This is a genomic window from Brevundimonas sp., from assembly GCF_024711105.1.
Classification (GTDB): Bacteria; Pseudomonadota; Alphaproteobacteria; order Caulobacterales; family Caulobacteraceae; genus Brevundimonas.
This window is the reverse complement of the sequence record NZ_JANJTL010000017.1, coordinates 1-13759: the sequence shown is the minus strand read 5'-3', so window position 1 is coordinate 13759 and position 13759 is coordinate 1. Positions and strand designations below refer to the sequence as shown.

Sequence of the window (13759 nt, the reverse complement as noted above, 5' to 3'; positions counted from 1 at the left end):
AAGTTCGAGCGCGAGACCGGCAAGTTCGAGAAATATTTCTCCGAAAAGCCCGGCAAGGGTTCCTGAGCGAGGACCGCCGCGACCTGGGGCTCGCCCTGCCCGCATCCGGTGGGGATTTCCAGTCCCGCGCGCGCTGGCGCTGTGGACGTTTTGAATTTCTGCAATTTTGTGATAGGTTACTGTCATTGGGTCGGGCGGTAAGCGATTTTCTCGCGCCGCCCGCGTTTGCGACAGAACTCCGCCCACGAAGGCGGGGTCGGCCAGAGGTTTGGTGATCCGTTTCCGCAGTTGAAGCCTGAAATTGCCGCGCCGCTGACGGGAAGCCGTCGTCGGAGAGCGCACAGGTGTCTTCGGTGTTTGCGTCCCACCCTCCCTGCGCCGGGAAAGGAATGACATGACGAACAAGAGCGGACTGGAATTCAAGGTTGGCGACGCGGTCGTCTATCCGGCGCACGGCGTCGGCAAGGTCGCGGCGGTTGAGGTCCAGGAAGTCGCCGGCATGTCGCTGGAAGTCTATGTGGTCACCTTCGACCACGAGAAGATGACCCTGCGCGTCCCCACCAAGAAGGCCAAGACGGCCGGCCTGCGCTCGCTGGCCGCCGACGACGTGGTGACCAAGGCGCTGACGACCCTCAAGGGCCGCGCCCGCATCAAGCGCACCATGTGGTCGCGCCGCGCCCAGGAATACGAAGCCAAGATCAACTCGGGCGACCTGGTCTCAATCGCCGAGGTGGTCCGCGACCTGCACCGCGCCGACAACCAGCCGGAACAGTCCTATTCGGAGCGCCAGCTCTATGAATCGGCGCTGGACCGGATGGCCCGCGAGGTCGCCGCCGCCAACAAGATTGACAAGGACGCCGCCGTCGCCCTGCTCGGCAAGTCGCTGAGCGCCAAGAAGGCGGTCATCCAGGCCGCCGAGGAGGCCGAGGCGGAAGCCGCCTGATCAGGCCCCCAGTCTGCGAATAGCGAAACGCCCGGTCCTTGGACCGGGCGTTTTCTCTTGGGCTCAGCTCGGGCAGGTCGCCGAGAGGCGCCGCGCCCGGATGGTGCCGGTCGGGCTGACCGGAATGCCCAGGAACCGGCCTTCCAGCCGGGCCTGCATCTCGAACGAGGTCGGGGTGTAGGTGCCCGACGCCGTCACGTCGACCGTGCGCCCGCGCCGGTCGCGGCAGGTGCCCTCGAACCGCATGCGGCCGTCGCCGACCACCCGGGTCGGGTAGTCGCAGGTGTAGTGCCGGTTGGACGGGCCGTTGAAGAAGCGGTTGATCTCGTGGGCCCGCACGCACCGATTCTCGGTGTCAGTCGACGAGAAGCCCAGCTGGATCCGGCTGGTGTACTCCCAGTACCCCGGCAGGATGGTGTTCGTGCTTTGCGCCTGGGGCGCGGCGGCGCTGAGCATCAGCGCGGGCGTCGCGATCGCGGCGGCGAGGAGGAGGCGGCGTTTCATGGTCGTCTTCAGGTTCCAGATATCCCCGGTCGTCCCTGCCTATATAGTGTGACTTGAACACGGCCTGAACGGGGCCAAACCTGACAGGCGAACTTCGTTCCACCCTTGACGCCGCGCAGGCGTCCCGCGTATATGCCCGCCTCCCGCGCGGGTTCCCCCCGCGCGTTTTGTCATTCTGCGCGCCAGCGCACGCCAATAAGGATTTCGGACATGTCGCGCCGCTGCGAGCTGACCGGCGTCGGTCCCATGGTGGGCCACAGCGTGAGCCACTCCAACATCAAGACCAAGCGCCGGTTCCTGCCGTCGCTGAAGGCCGTTTCCCTGCGCTCGGACGCGCTGGGCCAGGACGTGCGCCTGCGTATCTCGAACGCCGCGCTGCGCACCCTGGACTTCAAGGGCGGCCTGGACACCTACATCGTCAAGGCGAGCGACGAGGTCCTCTCGCCGCGAGCCCAGAAGCTGAAGCGCCAGATCAAGGCCAAGCAGGCGCAAGCCGCCGCCTGATCTCGCTTTGGGGCTTAGGGGCCAAAGGCCGGCGGCGACGCCGGCCTTTTTCATGTCCGCAAGGTGGACAGGCCCGGCTCCCTCGCCGCACCTTCGCGGCATGAACCGCAGGTCCTTCATCGCCGCCTCCGCCACGGCCGCCGCGCTTGGTCCCTCCGTTGTCCGGGCGCAGGATACGGATATTCAGCCCCGCCTCGAGGCCCTGAGAGCCGAGCACGGGCTGCCGGCGCTGGGCGGCGCCGTCGTCACCGCCGACGGCCTGGCCTGGTCCGGCGTCTCAGGCGTCCGCCGCTCAGGCGAAGAGGCCCCGGTCACCCTCGCCGACAGATGGCACTTAGGCTCCAACACCAAGGCCATGACGGCGGCCCTGTTCGCACGGCTGGTCGAGCAGGGGCGCACCGGCTGGGGCGCAGCCTTGCCGGACCTTTTCCCGGACATCCGGGTGGATCCCGCCTTCGCCACGGTGACGATCGAAGATCTCATGCGGCACCGCGGCGCCATCCTCGACCAGTCCGTCATGCCCGGCTGGATGCTGCTGGCCTGGGCCGGCGGCGACGTCCGGGCGCTGCGCAGCCAGCTCGTCGAGGCGGCGCTCGGGGCGCCGCCGACCGGCGCGCCCGGCGCCTTCTCCTACGGCAACGCCAACTACATCCTCGCCGGCGCGGCGATCGAGCGGATCACCGGCCTGCCCTGGGAGGAGGCGATGCGCCGCGAGGTCTTCGAACCGCTGGGCATGGCCTCGGCCGGCTTCGGGGCGCCGACGGGCGACCAGCCCTGGGGCCATCGCGCCGGTGTGGCGGGGCTGCAGCCCATGGACCCTACCGTAGCCGGCTCGGACAATCCCGCCGCCATGGGTCCGGCGGGGACGGTTCACGCCGGCTTGGCGGACTATGCGAGGTTCATCCGCGTTTTCCTGACCGACGGCGGAGGATGGCTGAGCCCGGAAAGCGTCGCGCGGCTGACTACGCCCGTCGCGGATCAGACCGGAGCCTATGCGCTGGGTTGGGGCGTCCTGCCAGCCCAGCCCTGGACGGGCGGGGCCTCCGCCCTCGTCCACGACGGCTCAAACACCATGTGGCTGGCGCGCGCGGCCGTGGCGCCGGCGCGTCGGGCGGCCGCCATCTGCGTCTCCAACGCCGCCCAACCGGCCCAACCGGCCTTCAACGCCTTGACGCAGGCCCTCATCGGGCGGTTCCCTGCCTGAGCAGGGAGGTCGGCGACCGTGTCGACGCTTGGGACGTTAGTCCGGCATGATGCGCGAGCACGAACCCGACGGCGCGGCCTCCGTCCTGGCGGACCTCTGGGTTCAGCTGTGGCAGGCGGTGATCGTCGGCGCCTTCGCCCTGGCCGTGCTGGATGGCTGGGCGCCGCCGGAGCACCTGCCCTGGACGCCGCTCGATCTGGACCGGCCGGTCGGCGCGGCCACCGCCGCCAAGATCGCCTCGCTGGACGTCTCTGACCGCGCGCCCCAGTCCCGCATCGATGATGAGACCGAACGCTGCATGCAGACGCTGCGCGACGCCGGGGTCGAGGTCGAGCGGGCCGACGATGTCGACGACGGCGAGTTTTGCGTGGTTCAGGGCGCCGTGCGCATCACCGGCGGGCTGGTCACGCCGGTGCGCCCCGAGGGCCTGGTGATGCGCTGCCCGTTGGCGGTCCGCTACGTGGTCTGGGAACGCCAGACCTTGCGGCCCGCGGCCGAGGAAATTCTCGGCTCGCCCGTCGCCCATGTCGAGGCCAGCGGCTACGCCTGCCGCCGCATCTATGGCTCGACGGATCCCACCTCGCGCCCCAGCGAGCATGCGCGCGGCAACGCGCTGGACGTTTCGGCGATCGAACTCGAGGACGGACGACGCATCACCGTGGCCTACGGCTGGGGTCCGATCCGCGCCGATTCCCGCGCTGCGGAGCGCGCGCGAGAGGAGTCCGCGACATTGCCGCCCCTCTTTTCCTCAGGCGCGCCCATGCCGACGACGCCCGAGGCGCGCTTCCTGCGCCGAATCCGCGACGAGGGTTGCGAGGTGTTCGGCACGGTCCTCAGCCCGGAATACAACACCGCCCACCGCGACCACCTGCATCTGGACGCCTCGCGCATCGGCCTGTGCAGCTAGGTCCTAAGGGACAAGGTGGCTCGCCTCGGTCACCGGCGAGTCACCGCCGTGGCGGCCCTCGGCGAACTCCTCGACCATCTTGGCGCAGAAGGCGGGCAGGTCGTCCGGATCGCGGCTGGTGACCAGGCCGTCATCGACCACGACCTCCTCGTCGACCACCTCGGCCCCGGCGTTCTTCAGGTCGGTGCGGATGGTCTTGTAGCTGGTCAGCTTGCGGCCCTCGGCCACGCCGGCGTCGATCAGCACCCACGGCGCATGGCAGATGGCGGCGACCGGCTTTCCGGCGTCGAAGAAGGCCCGGACGAACTCCAGCGCCTTGTCCTCGACGCGCAGCTGATCCGGATTGTGGGCCCCGCCCGGCAGCATCAGGGCCTCGTAGCGCGACGGGTCCGTCTCATCGAGAGAACGGTCCACGCGGAAGGTGCCGCCCTTGTCGAAGTGGTTGAAGCCCTGGATCTCGCCTGACTTCAGCGAGACGATCTCGACGGTGGCGCCGGCGTCCTTCAGGGCCTTCATCGGCTCGGTCAGCTCGACCTGCTCGAAGCCGTCGGTGGCGAGGATGGCGACGGTCTTGCCGGACAGCGATTGCGGCATGGGACGCTCCTTAATTCTGGGGTGTCGCCCGGACAACCCACCGGAGCCCCCTTCGGTTTCGCCCGGGTTCAGTTCCGGGCGGCTTGCGCCTATCTTCGAGCGATGATCGACGAGCTCTACAGCGCGCGCGTGCTCAAGCTGGCGGCCAACATGCCGCGGGCCGGCCGCCTTTCCGCGCCCCAGGGCTCGGCCGAGCGGATCGCCAAGCTGTGCGGCTCGCGCGCCGTCGTCGACGTGACGCTGGACGCGGACGGCCGCGTCGCCGACTTCGCCCAGGATGTGAAGGCCTGTGCGCTCGGCCAGGCCACCGCCGCCATCGTCGGGGAGGCCGTCATCGGCGCCTCCGTCGAGGAGTTGGAGACGGCGCGCGATCAGCTGAAGGCCATGCTCAAGTCAGGCGGCCCCGCCCCGACTGGCCGCTTCGCCGGCCTGGCCATCCTGGAGACCGTGCGGGACTATCCCGCGCGTCACGCCTCGACGCTCATCCCCCTTGAAGCCGCCGCCGCCGCCGCCCGTCAGGCGCTCGACCGAACTAGGCTCGCCGGCGCGGCTTGATCCCGGCTTTTCGCAGGTGCGATAAGCCTGCGGATTCTCGCAAATCGGTCGCGCCGGCATGGGTCTCTACGAACGCGGCGTCACTCTGGGCCATCGCGCCTACAAGCTGACGCTCTCCCCCCTGATCGGGCGGCAATGCCGGTTCCTTCCGACCTGTTCGGACTACGCCAAGGCGGCGCTGATCGATCATGGCCTTCTGAAGGGCGGCCGAATGACCGTCCGCAGACTGTGCCGCTGTCATCCCTGGGGCGGGTCAGGTTATGACCCGGTCCCGCCGAAAGAAACGAACCGATGATCGAACTGATCTTTCCCGACGGCGCGAAGCGCGAGTATCCGGCCGGGTCCACGGCGCGCGACGTGGCCGCCTCCATCGCGCCGTCGCTCGCCAAGCGCGCGGCGCTGGCCGAGCTGGACGGCGAACTGCGCGACCTCAACCGCGAGCTCGAGAAGGGCGGCCGCTTCCGCCTGATCATGCGCGACGACCCCGAGGCGCTGGAGACCATCCGCCACGACGCCGCCCACGTGCTGGCTGAAGCCGTGCAGGAGCTGTTCCCCGGCACCCAGGTCACCATCGGCCCCTCGATCGAGGACGGATTCTATTACGACTTCGCCCGCGACGAGCCCTTCTCGATCGACGACTTCCCGAAGATTGAGGCCAAGATGCGCGAGATCGTCGATCGGGACGCGCCGATCGTGCGCGAGGTCTGGGACCGCCACGAGGCCGTCGCCCACTTCGAGAAGGTCGGCGAGCACTACAAGGCCGAGATCATCCGCGACCTGCCGGCGGACGAGACCATCACCCTCTATCGCCAGGGCGAGTGGCTGGACCTGTGCCGGGGGCCGCACTTCCCGTCGACGAAGCATGTCGGCAAGGCCTTCAAGCTGACCAAGCTGGCCGGGGCCTACTGGCGCGGCGATCACAACAACGCCCAGCTCCAGCGCATGTACGGGACGGCCTGGGCGTCCGACGCCGACCTCGAGGCGTACCTCAAGCGGGTCGAGGAGGCCGAGAGACGTGACCACCGGAAGCTCGGCCGCCAGATGGCGCTCTTCCACATGCAGGAAGAGGGCCGGGGCATGGTCTTCTGGCACCCCAACGGCTGGACGCTCTGGCGCACCATCGAGGCCTACATGCGTCGCGTGCTCGACGCGGCCGGCTATGTCGAGGTCAAGACGCCCCAGGTGCTCGACCGCTCCTTCTGGGAGAAGTCCGGCCACTGGGAGAACTATCGCCCCAACATGTTCGTCTGCGAGACGGTCGAGGGCGAGGAGCTTAGCCTCAAGCCGATGAACTGCCCCGGCCACGTGCAGATTTTCGACCAGGGCCAGCGGTCCTACCGCGAGCTGCCGCTGCGCATGGCCGAGTTCGGCGCCTGCCACCGCTACGAGCCGTCCGGCGCGCTGCACGGCCTGATGCGGGTGCGCGGCTTCGTCCAGGACGACGCCCACATCTTCTGCCGCGAGGACCAGGTCGAGGAGGAGGTCGCCGCCTTCGTGCGCCTGGTGCGCGAGGTCCATTCGGACTTCGGGCTTGAGGCCAAGCAGATCAACCTCGGCACCCGGCCGACGCCGCGCGCCGGCGACGACGCCTTCTGGGACAAGACCGAGGCCCAGCTGCTGAACGCCGCCCGCAAGGCCGGCGTCGAGCCCGTCATCGCCGAGGGCGACGGCGCCTTCTACGCGCCCAAGCTGGACTTCGTGGTCAAGGACGCCATCGGCCGCGAATGGACCTGCGGCACCATCCAGAACGACTACGTCCTGCCTGAGCGTCTGGGCGCGGAGTACGTGGGCGAGGACGGCCAGAAGCACCGGCCGGTCATGCTTCACCGGGCGATCCTCGGCTCCTTCGAGCGCTTCATCGGCATCATGATCGAGAACTACGGCGGGGCCTTCCCGCTCTGGTTGTCGCCGGTCCAGGTCGTGGTGGCGACCATCACCTCAGATGCGGACGAATTCGCCATCGAAGCGACGGAAAAGCTTCGTAATGTCGGTTTAAGGGTTGATCTCGATCTCCGAAACGAGAAGATCAACTACAAGGTGCGGGAGCACTCTCTGGCGAAGGTTCCCGTGATCGCGGTGGTTGGTCGCAGGGAAGCGGAGCAGGGGAATCTCGCCTTGCGGCGTCTCGGCTCGGACTCCAATGAGTTGCTTTCGCTGGACGAGGCCGGCCGGGTGTTGAGTGTGGAGGCGACGCCGCCGGACCTGAGGCGCGTCGAAGGGGTGTAGGGGTTTGAACAAGGTCGTTCCGCTCAGGAACCTGATCGCCTACGAGGTGGAGGAAGCCTCCGCCTCGATCAGCGTGATCATGGTCGTCTACATGACCGGACCGGCCCTGTTCACCGCGATCGCGCGCGTTCTCGCCGACCCCGACGTCGACGACTTCGTCATCGTCGACAACGGTTCGACCGACCCGGACCAGGCGCGCCTGTTCGCCATCAGCCAGACCGACGACCGCATCCGACTGTTGTCCGGACACGGAAACATCGGCTTCGCGCGTGGCGCCAATCTGGGCGCCTCGGCGGCGCGCGGCAGGTTTCTGGTCTTCCTGAACCCCGACGCCTTCCTGGAGGCGGGCTGCGTGCGCCGCCTGAAGGATGCTTCCAAGGGCCAGCCGAGCCCCTGCGTGGTCGGCGCACGTGTCCTCAACGAGGACCGCAGCGAGCAGCGTGGCGCGCGCCGCAACGAGATCACCCCGGTGACCACTCTGCTCAGCTTCACGCGGCTTGCTGAGCGTGTGGGCAAGCTGAACACCTTCGAGATCCACCTTGAGGGTCAGCCCCTGCCGGATCACCCGACGGCTGTGCCGGTCATCTCCGGCGCGTGTTTCGGGGTCAGCCGCTCCGACTTCCGCAAGCTGAAGGGCTTTGACGGCGGCTACTTCCTCCACGTCGAGGATGTGGATCTCTGCTGGCGCGCCCGTCGCGACGGCGGTTCGGTGGTCTTCCACCCGCAGGCCGAGGTCGTCCACCTGGGTCACACCAGCCTGGTCGAGCCCTTCTTCGTCGAGTTCTTCAAGGGGCGGGGCCTTGCCCGCTACTTCGTCAAGCGCGCCGACAACCTGCCGCGCAAGCTGCTCGCCTATGTGCTGGGCCCGCTGATCGTCATGGCCTCGGTCAGCCGCCCCCTGATGCGCAAGGTTCGCGGTCAGGGCTGAGGCGGCCGCTGACCGCCCAAGGCGACCCGGCAGGGCCGCCCTTCACGCCCTAATATGTCCGCGCCTTGGGCGGGAAGGGGGCGATATCGTTGGTCAGGGTGTAGTCGTGCACCGGGCGGTAATCGATCCGCACTTGGCCGCGGGCGTCGGCCCAGGCCAGGGTGTGCTTCATCCAGTTGACGTCGTCCCGCTCCGGATAGTCCTCGCGGGCATGCGCGCCGCGGCTCTCGGTCCGGTTCAGGGCCCCGTGGATGGTGACCACGGCCTGGTCGATCAGGTTCATGTACTCGAGCGTCTCGACCAGATCGGTGTTCCAGATCATGCCGCGGTCGGTGGTGCGGATGTCGTCCGAGGCCGCACGCACGGCGTCGACGGCGCGCACGCCCTGCTCCAGCGTCTCGCCGGTGCGGAACACCGCCGCGTCGTTCTGCATGGCCTTCTGCATCGACAGGCGCAACTGCGCCGTCGGCGTCGAGCCCGAGGCGTGGCGCAGGCCGTCCAGCCGCGACAGGTGACCCTCGGTCGAGGCTGCCGACACCTCCGGCACGGCGCCCGGCTTGACGATCTCGGCGGCGCGCAGGCCCGCCGCGCGGCCGAACACCACCAGGTCGATCAGGGAGTTGGAGCCCAGGCGGTTCGCGCCATGGACCGACACACAGGCCGCTTCGCCCACGGCCATCAGGCCGGGCACCACGGCGTTCACGTCGTCGCCCGACTTGGTCAGGACTTCGCCGTGATAGTTCGTGGGGATGCCGCCCATGTTGTAGTGCACGGTCGGCAGAACCGGGATCGGCTCCTTCGTCAGGTCGACGCCGGCGAAGATCTTGGCGCTCTCGGAGATGCCGGGCAGGCGTTCGGCCAGGATCTTCGGGTCCAGGTGATCCAGGTGCAGATAGATGTGGTCCTTGTTCGGGCCCACGCCGCGGCCTTCGCGGATCTCCATGGTCATCGAGCGGCTGACCATGTCGCGCGGGGCCAGGTCCTTCACGGACGGCGCATAGCGCTCCATGAAGCGCTCGCCCTCGGAGTTGGTCAGATAGCCGCCTTCGCCGCGCGCGCCTTCGGTGATCAGGCAGCCCGCGCCGTAGATGCCGGTGGGGTGGAACTGCACGAACTCCATGTCCTGCAGCGGCAGGCCGGCGCGCAGCACCATGGCGTTGCCGTCGCCGGTGCAGGTGTGGGCCGAGGTGGCCGAGAAATAGGCCCGGCCGTAACCGCCGGTCGCCAGGATCACCAGCTTGGCGCGGTAGCGGTGCAGCGTGCCGTCATCCAGCTTCCAGGCCGTGACGCCCCGGCACTCGCCGCCTTCCATGATCCGGTCGAGCGCGAAGTACTCGATGAAGAAGTCCACCGCGTTGCGCACCGACTGGCCGTACAGGGTGTGCAGGATGGCGTGGCCGGTGCGGTCCGCCGCCGCGCAGGTGCGCTGGACCGGCCCGCCCTGGCCGAAGTTCTTGGTCATGCCGCCGAAGGCGCGCTGGTAGATCTTGCCGTCCTCGGTGCGCGAGAAGGGCACGCCCCAGTGCTCCAGCTCATAGACCGCCTTGGGCGCCTCGCGGCACAGGTATTCGATGGCGTCCTGGTCGCCCAGCCAGTCCGACCCCTTGACGGTGTCGTACATGTGCCACTGCCAGCTGTCCTCGCCCATGTTGCCGAGCGAGGCGGAGATGCCGCCCTGGGCCGCCACGGTGTGGGAGCGGGTCGGGAAGACCTTGGTGACGCAGGCCGTCTTCAGCCCCGCCTGGGCGCAGCCGAGCGCAGCCCGCAGGCCCGAGCCGCCTGCGCCCACCACCACGACGTCATAGGCGTGATCGACGAATTCATAGGTCGCCACGGCGTCAGGCTCCGGCCAGCGAGATGATGAAATACAGGCCCGCGGCCGCCAGGATCAGGCAGCCGACGGTGTTCAGCGCCAGCATCGCCTTCTCGGACGCGTGGCGCAGATAGTCCTCGATGATCACCCGGACCCCGAGCCAGGTGTGATAGACCGACACGATCAGGGTCAGGCCCAGCAGCACCGCCGTCACCGGCTCCGACGCCCAGGCCAGCACCGCCTCGTACGGCTGGCCGACCATGGCCGCGCCGGCGATCACCGCCCACAGCGTCAGCGGCACGAGCGCGATCGACGAAGCCCGCTCGGCCAGCCAGACGCGCGCGCCGCGCTTCTCAGACACCTTCACCCCGTAGGTCATCCGATCCTCCCGGAGCCGATCAGCCAGCCCCACAGAGCTACGGTCGCCACGACCGAGAAGATGATGGATATCCAAGCCAGGGCGTTGGCCTTGTCCACCGTCAGCCAGTAGCCGAAGTCCCAGACGACGTGCCGGACGCCCGCCGCCAGATGGTAGAAGAACGACCAGGTCACCCCCAGCCAGACGATCAGGCCGAGCCACGATCCCGACAGGTCCGTGAAGGTCCCGTAGGCCTCCGGCCCGGCCATCAGGCAGCCCAGCCAGGCCACACCCAGCATCAGCCCGACGATCAGCCCGACGCCGGCGAACCGGTGCAGGATCGAGGCGAGCATGGTGACGTGGAACCGCCAGACCTGAAGGTGAGGCGATAGGGGCCGGCTCCCCCGGCCCGAGGTGTCTGGCGCTGTATCCATGGGGCTGGCTTTTGGGACGCGCCGGGCCAAGCTGTCAACGGCGCGCGGACGCCTTAGGATGGGCCCATGGCGCCCCTGCTGCTCGCCCTGACGATCCACGGCCTCCAGGAGGCGGAGCCGCCGCCCGCGCCTGCGGACCTCTACCGCGCCCCGGCGGTCCGTCCGTATGAGATGCCGCCCGAGGAATCCGACGGCCTGAACCCGCTGCCGCCGGTCCCGGAGTTGCCCGAACCCACGCCGATCGAGGCCTTCGATCCGCCCGGCCCGACAGACGAGCTGGACCGGCTTTTCCTGCGCCGCATCGACGCCATGCGGGCGCTCGCTGACGGCGATGCCGGCCCCTTCGACGGCGAATGGATCGTCTCCGACGCCACAGGCCGCCCGCTCTATGCACTCATCCTGTCCGACCCCGCGCCCGGCGGCGGTGTCGAAGGCGCCTGGCGCGACCTGACCGCGCCGGAAGGCGCAGTGGCCTCGGGCGTGTTCACGGCCTCCAGCCGCGAGGGCGATCGGGCCAGGCTCTGGTTCGCGGACGGACGGGTGTTGACGCTGTCAGGCGCGGGGGAAGATCTGAACGGGCGGCCGGTGCGGCTTGCCCGCCCCTGATACAACGCTCACCCATGCGAATTCCGGGGCCCAGATTATATGGCTCAGGCCCCTCCGAGAAGGACCCCGCCCCAACTCTACCTAAGGCGGCGTCACTTCATCTGGGCCCCGGCATTCGCCGGGGTGAGCGGCAGGAGGATGTCGCGAACCGTCTGCCCGAGCTCCTCCCGCCGGTCCCCATACCGCCGCGCCTCGCCCCGGCCCCAGACCGGGTCCGGCCACAGGCCGTCGTCCCGCCGGCGCCCGACCACATGCACATGCAGCTGCGCCGTGACATTTCCGATGGCCGCCACGTTGAGTTTCTCGACCGGCCGTCCCAGGTGCGCGCCGAGCGCCCGCACCGCCTCTGACGCCTGGGCGATCTCGCCCATCAACCGGCCCTGATCCTTGCGCCCCAGGTCGACCAGCTCGACCGCGCCCGCCACGCGTGGGATCAGGATCAGCCAAGGAAAGCGCGCATCGTCCTGAAGCCGGACCTGGCACAGACCGAGGTCGCAGACGTTGATCGAGCCCGCCTCGAACGCCGGATCGGCGGACCAGGTCACCTCAGGCCACCGCCCCGCCGAGCATCAGAAACGCGTTCAGCTTGTTGCCGTCCGGATCGCGGAAATAGGCGGCGTAGAAGCTGTCGCCGCGCGGGCCCGGAGGCCCCTCGCACGTCCCGCCATGGGCCAGGGCGATCTCGTGCAGGCGATGGACCTGATCCTTGTCCTTCGCCTCGAGCGCGACCATCACGCCGTTGCCGACCGTGGCGGCGTTGCCGTCGAACGGCTTGGTCAGGCCGATGCCCGCGCCGCCGCCCGGCGTCCCCCAGGCGATGGCGCCTGGCCACTCCATCATCCGGCTCGTGCCCAGCTCCGCGGCGATGGCGTCATAGAACCTCGCCGCCCGCTCCAGGTCGTTGGTGCCCAGCGTGACATAGCCGATCATGTAATGTCCTCCCTGGCGGCGACAGTGGCACAGGCCCCGCGCGGGCGGTAGAGAGCGCCCATGCCCTTCCGCGCCACCGTGCTCACCATGTTCCCCGAGGCCTTCCCCGGCCCGCTCGGCGTCTCGCTGATCGGCACGGCCTGGCGCGAAAAGGAACTGTGGTCGCTGGAAACGGTGGACATTCGCGGCTTTTCGACAGATAAGCGCGGCTTCCTGGACGACACCCCCGCGGGGGGAGGTCCGGGACAGGTGCTGAAGGCGGACGTGGTGGCCCGGGCTCTCGACAGCCTGCAGGGGCCGTCTCGGCCGCTTTTGTGCATGAGCGCCCGGGGAAGGCCCCTGACCCAGGCGCGCGTCAAGGAATGGGCCTCGGGTGACGGCGTCGTCGTCCTCTGCGGCCGGTTCGAGGGGGTGGACCAGCGGGTGCTCGACGCCCGGGGGTTCGAGGAAATCTCCGTCGGAGACGCGGTTCTCGCCGGTGGCGAGGCGGCGGCGATGGTGGTGATCGAGGCGTGCGTGCGGCTGGTTCCGGGTGTCCTGGGCGATGCGGCGTCCACGCTGGAAGAGAGTTTCGAGGATGGCCTCCTCGAGCACCCGCAGTACACGCGACCGCGGACGTTCGAGGGCCTCGACATCCCCGAGATCCTGCTGTCGGGCGATCACAAGCGGATCGCGCAATGGCGGCGGGACCAACGGGAGAAGGCTACGCGGGAACGGCGTCCGGACCTCTGGGCGGCCCACCTCGCCAACTTACAGCTAAAGGGCGAATGAAGCCCGTGGAGATAGACCGATGAACATCCTTCAGACCCTCGAGAAGGAAGAAGCCGACCGCCTGGCCGCCAAGCGCGCCACCCCGATCTTCCGCCCGGGCGACACCCTGCGCGTCAACGTGCGCATCAAGGAAGGCGAGCGTGAACGCGTCCAGGCCTTCGAGGGCGTCTGCATCGCCCGCGCCGGCGCCGGCCTGATGGAGAATTTCACCGTCCGCAAGATCAGCTTTGGCGAAGGCGTCGAGCGGGTCTTCCCGGTCTATTCGCCGATGATCGAGTCGATCGAGGTCAAGCGCCGCGGCGCCGTCCGCCGCGCCAAGCTCTATTACCTGCGCGACCGCCGCGGCAAGTCAGCCCGGATCGCCGAGCGCCAGACCTCGCGCGTCGAGGCCGAGGCCGAAGCTCCGGCCGCCGAGTCGACCGAAGGCTGATTTCCGCGAAAGCCAGAAACACGAAGGCCCCGGAGCGATCCGGGGCCTTTTT

Annotated in this window: 18 protein-coding genes; 11 read left to right on the top strand and 7 right to left on the bottom strand. The window is 68.9% G+C overall.

All coding sequences use genetic code 11. The features are described 5' to 3' along the window. Window positions 1-394 precede the first annotated feature (394 nt). The gene (locus Q0M60_RS01185; protein ID WP_296814888.1) at window positions 395-943 is read left to right on the top strand and encodes a CarD family transcriptional regulator; all 549 of its coding nucleotides are present in this window, start codon (window positions 395-397) and stop codon (window positions 941-943) included. A gap of 63 nt (window positions 944-1006) precedes the next feature. On the opposite strand, the gene Q0M60_RS01180 is transcribed toward Q0M60_RS01185, so the two are convergent. Then, window positions 1007-1447: a DUF3617 family protein gene (locus tag Q0M60_RS01180; RefSeq protein WP_296814886.1), complete on the bottom strand. Its 441-nt coding sequence runs from the start codon at window positions 1445-1447 to the stop codon at window positions 1007-1009. 210 nt (window positions 1448-1657) lie between these two features. On the opposite strand from Q0M60_RS01180, the gene rpmB reads away from it, so the two are divergent. The 3 genes from rpmB to Q0M60_RS01165 all read left to right on the top strand — a co-directional run bounded on the left by rpmB (window position 1658) and on the right by Q0M60_RS01165 (window position 4062). Continuing rightward, window positions 1658-1951, top strand: coding sequence for a 50S ribosomal protein L28 (gene rpmB, locus Q0M60_RS01175; RefSeq protein WP_296814883.1), 294 nt, complete (start codon window positions 1658-1660; stop codon window positions 1949-1951). A gap of 100 nt (window positions 1952-2051) precedes the next feature. Next, entirely contained in the window at window positions 2052-3155 is a 1104-nt protein-coding gene (locus Q0M60_RS01170) for a serine hydrolase domain-containing protein (protein WP_296814880.1), read from the top strand. A 49-nt stretch (window positions 3156-3204) separates the two neighbouring features. Then, window positions 3205-4062, top strand: a complete 858-nt coding sequence (locus Q0M60_RS01165) for an extensin family protein (protein WP_296814878.1) — start codon at window positions 3205-3207, stop codon at window positions 4060-4062. A gap of 3 nt (window positions 4063-4065) precedes the next feature. Here the strand turns inward: Q0M60_RS01165 and Q0M60_RS01160 are convergent, their stop codons facing one another. Then, window positions 4066-4656 (bottom strand): type 1 glutamine amidotransferase domain-containing protein, encoded by a 591-nt coding sequence (locus Q0M60_RS01160; RefSeq protein ID WP_296814875.1) that lies wholly within the window; start codon window positions 4654-4656, stop codon window positions 4066-4068. A 102-nt stretch (window positions 4657-4758) separates the two neighbouring features. On the opposite strand from Q0M60_RS01160, the gene Q0M60_RS01155 reads away from it, so the two are divergent. The 4 genes from Q0M60_RS01155 to Q0M60_RS01140 are packed head-to-tail and all read left to right on the top strand — an operon-like array spanning window position 4759 to window position 8365. Further along, window positions 4759-5211 carry an iron-sulfur cluster assembly scaffold protein gene (locus Q0M60_RS01155; protein ID WP_296814873.1) on the top strand — a complete coding sequence of 151 codons (453 nt, stop codon included), beginning with the start codon at window positions 4759-4761 and terminating at the stop codon, window positions 5209-5211. Window positions 5212-5269: 58 nt separating this feature from the next. Next, a complete protein-coding gene (yidD, locus tag Q0M60_RS01150; protein ID WP_296814871.1) occupies window positions 5270-5506 on the top strand; it encodes a membrane protein insertion efficiency factor YidD in 237 nt (78 codons plus the stop codon). Then, window positions 5503-7437, top strand: a complete 1935-nt coding sequence (gene thrS, locus Q0M60_RS01145) for a threonine--tRNA ligase (RefSeq protein ID WP_296814868.1) — start codon at window positions 5503-5505, stop codon at window positions 7435-7437. Before yidD ends, thrS begins: the two co-directional genes overlap by 4 nt. A 4-nt stretch (window positions 7438-7441) precedes the next feature. After that, on the top strand, window positions 7442-8365 hold the full coding sequence (locus Q0M60_RS01140) for a glycosyltransferase family 2 protein (RefSeq protein WP_296814865.1): 924 nt from the start codon (window positions 7442-7444) through the stop codon (window positions 8363-8365). A gap of 49 nt (window positions 8366-8414) precedes the next feature. On the opposite strand, the gene sdhA is transcribed toward Q0M60_RS01140, so the two are convergent. From sdhA to sdhC, 3 genes are read right to left on the bottom strand one after another with little or no spacing between them, the layout of a single operon-like run. Next, the gene (sdhA, locus tag Q0M60_RS01135; RefSeq protein WP_296814863.1) at window positions 8415-10199 is read right to left on the bottom strand and encodes a succinate dehydrogenase flavoprotein subunit; all 1785 of its coding nucleotides are present in this window, start codon (window positions 10197-10199) and stop codon (window positions 8415-8417) included. 4 nt (window positions 10200-10203) lie between these two features. Beyond that, complete coding sequence (gene sdhD / locus Q0M60_RS01130; RefSeq protein WP_296814861.1) at window positions 10204-10557, bottom strand: succinate dehydrogenase, hydrophobic membrane anchor protein; 354 nt, start codon at window positions 10555-10557, stop codon at window positions 10204-10206. Next, a complete protein-coding gene (sdhC, locus tag Q0M60_RS01125; protein WP_296814858.1) occupies window positions 10554-10970 on the bottom strand; it encodes a succinate dehydrogenase, cytochrome b556 subunit in 417 nt (138 codons plus the stop codon). The genes sdhD and sdhC overlap by 4 nt, the downstream gene beginning before the upstream one ends. 66 nt (window positions 10971-11036) lie before the next feature. Here sdhC and Q0M60_RS01120 point away from each other — a divergent pair, with 66 nt between their 5' ends. Further along, window positions 11037-11576: a hypothetical protein gene (locus tag Q0M60_RS01120; RefSeq protein ID WP_296814856.1), complete on the top strand. Its 540-nt coding sequence runs from the start codon at window positions 11037-11039 to the stop codon at window positions 11574-11576. A 92-nt stretch (window positions 11577-11668) separates the two neighbouring features. On the opposite strand, the gene Q0M60_RS01115 is transcribed toward Q0M60_RS01120, so the two are convergent. Further along, window positions 11669-12121 (bottom strand): HIT domain-containing protein, encoded by a 453-nt coding sequence (locus tag Q0M60_RS01115; RefSeq protein WP_296814854.1) that lies wholly within the window; start codon window positions 12119-12121, stop codon window positions 11669-11671. Between the two features lies 1 nt (window position 12122). Further along, window positions 12123-12506 carry a VOC family protein gene (locus Q0M60_RS01110; protein WP_296814852.1) on the bottom strand — a complete coding sequence of 128 codons (384 nt, stop codon included), beginning with the start codon at window positions 12504-12506 and terminating at the stop codon, window positions 12123-12125. Window positions 12507-12566: 60 nt separating this feature from the next. Here Q0M60_RS01110 and trmD point away from each other — a divergent pair, with 60 nt between their 5' ends. Together trmD and rplS are read left to right on the top strand one after the other, a co-directional pair. Then, window positions 12567-13277: a tRNA (guanosine(37)-N1)-methyltransferase TrmD gene (trmD, locus tag Q0M60_RS01105; RefSeq protein WP_296814850.1), complete on the top strand. Its 711-nt coding sequence runs from the start codon at window positions 12567-12569 to the stop codon at window positions 13275-13277. A gap of 19 nt (window positions 13278-13296) precedes the next feature. Further along, a complete protein-coding gene (gene rplS / locus Q0M60_RS01100) occupies window positions 13297-13707 on the top strand; it encodes a 50S ribosomal protein L19 (protein WP_296814847.1) in 411 nt (136 codons plus the stop codon). Window positions 13708-13759 lie beyond the last annotated feature (52 nt).